Raw genomic sequence first — 2,068 nt, forward strand, 5'->3', positions numbered from 1 at the left:
ATATACAAAATTGTAATAAAAAGGAATGCGACTTATTTGATACTAACAGAACTACTCTAATCATATTCTTCTATAAAAAAGAAGAAAAAGGGGTGTACAGTTAATTGACAAAAGTTAAAGTTAGTTTACGACCCATTGTTCATAACGTAAATTTACCAACTGTATTGAAAACAACGATACTTCCAGGTGAATCGACCGAAAGACTATTTATCGCAACTCAATTAGGGGAGATTTTTTACATAGGGGACGGAGTTATAAAGACATTTTTAGATATTCGTCACCTAATTATTAAATTAGGTACATTTGAAGAAGGTGTTTCTAGTAGCGGTTATGATGAACGCGGATTGCTTGGACTTGCGTTCCATCCACAATTTTATCAAAATGGGTTATTTTATCTTCATTATTCAGTAGCTGGAACTCAAGGGCCAGGTGCATTTTCTGAGCAATTTAAACCGAATCCTTGTGACCCTAAAACGTTAAATTTAAAGTGGTTTAATAGAAATACGCAATATGATCACATTGATACAGTGGAAGAATGGACTTTACAATCTAATGGTCAAGCTCAAAAACGACGAACATTACTGAATGTAAGAAGACCATTTTTTAATCATAACGGAGTCAATAGTTTAAACTTTTCACCTGAGACTGGAAAACTTGTTTTTACAAATGGAGATGGCGGATCAGGTTATGATCCATTTAATTTAAGCCAAGATGATTTAGAAATAGCAGGAAAAATAATTGAAATCGATGTAAGTAAAAATACATTTATAAATAACCCTCCTGTAGTTACACGCTTTAATGAACTTCCTTTATCTATACAAGAAACACTTACAGTAATTGCAAAAGGAGTACGTAATATAACCGGCATTTCATTTCAAAGGTTTTATAATCAATATATCAAATACGCCGGAAATGTCGGACAAGATATTGTAGAGTCTATTTTTTCATTTGTTCAATATAAACCTATACCGGTAACAGAACTTGTTCAAATGCATTTTATGAGGTTAACTCCCAATCAAGATGGGTTTATCAATTTTGGGTGGCGAGGATGGGAAGGGGATTTGCCTACTTCTTTTATACGACATTGTTCTGAGAATCAGACTTTGGATGAGAGAACAATGGTTTATTATGATGAAACAATACAAACTTCAGTGAAGCGTATTCTGCCTCTACTTAGTTATTTTCATAAAGATTCTAGAACAGATAAGTTTGGAGGAACTTCACTTACAGGAGTTCAGCCATATATGGGAAATGCAATTCCAAATTTAACAGGTAGCGTTGTTTTTACTGACCTTGCCAAGAAAGGAGAATCTCAGTCTCCAGTTAAGGGTGTTTTAGCCTATACTAGAGCAGGTACAGACGGTAAACATGCTGACTTTTATGCTATTGAAACCAATTATGATTTTGGTACGCAACCAGCTTATTATATGAGTTTAGGAACAAATTCGGATCAAACTAAATTATATTTAGGAGTTTACAGTTCTATGAAAGTAACTGATTTTAACAAAGGTACCATTTTTGAAATTATTCCTTGATACGATATAAATTCTCAGTTTAAAAACATAAAGAGTTTATTCTGCTTCCAAAACGCACAACTTGACTTGTCCCCCTAAAAATCTTCAATCTATAAGTATCTATTATATAGTGATTTATAACTAGTAGAAAGCAACTCATAAACCATAAGTGTATGAATAATATAGAAAGTAATGAATGTGGTATCTTTAGGGGGTATTTTAATGAATTGGTTTGTACGTTATTGGTATCAACTGATAATAGAACATGATACGAGCTTTGTTCATAAAAGAAAATTGTCCCTTGCGAATAAGTTAGTATTTACAGCTTTGATGAGTGCATTGGCCACCATGTTTCAAGCAGCTGGGAACTTAGTTCCTGGTATAGGTTTGCTCATTAGTCCATTTTCGACATTACCGATTTTTTTTGCTATTTTCTATTCTATTCGTGAGGGAATACTTTCTTATATTCTTACTATTTTTCTATTATTTATTATTGAGCCCAGTGAACTAATTGTCTTTCCTTTTACTACAGGCTTATTAGGTCTAGCCTTAGG

1 protein-coding gene and 1 pseudogene are annotated in these 2,068 nt (G+C 33.0%); both read left to right on the forward strand.

What is annotated here, in order from left to right:
- Positions 1-104 precede the first annotated feature (104 nt).
- The gene (locus ABWK52_RS27960) at positions 105-1,535 is read left to right on the forward strand and encodes a PQQ-dependent sugar dehydrogenase (RefSeq protein WP_000170000.1); all 1,431 of its coding nucleotides are present in this window, start codon (positions 105-107) and stop codon (positions 1,533-1,535) included.
- 201 nt (positions 1,536-1,736) lie between these two features.
- Positions 1,737-2,068: pseudogene (locus ABWK52_RS27965) on the forward strand (hypothetical protein); the annotation flags it as partial.

The sequence above is a fragment of the Bacillus sp. AP50 genome, assembly GCF_040492675.1.
GTDB classification, from domain to species: domain Bacteria; phylum Bacillota; class Bacilli; order Bacillales; family Bacillaceae_G; genus Bacillus_A; species Bacillus_A cereus.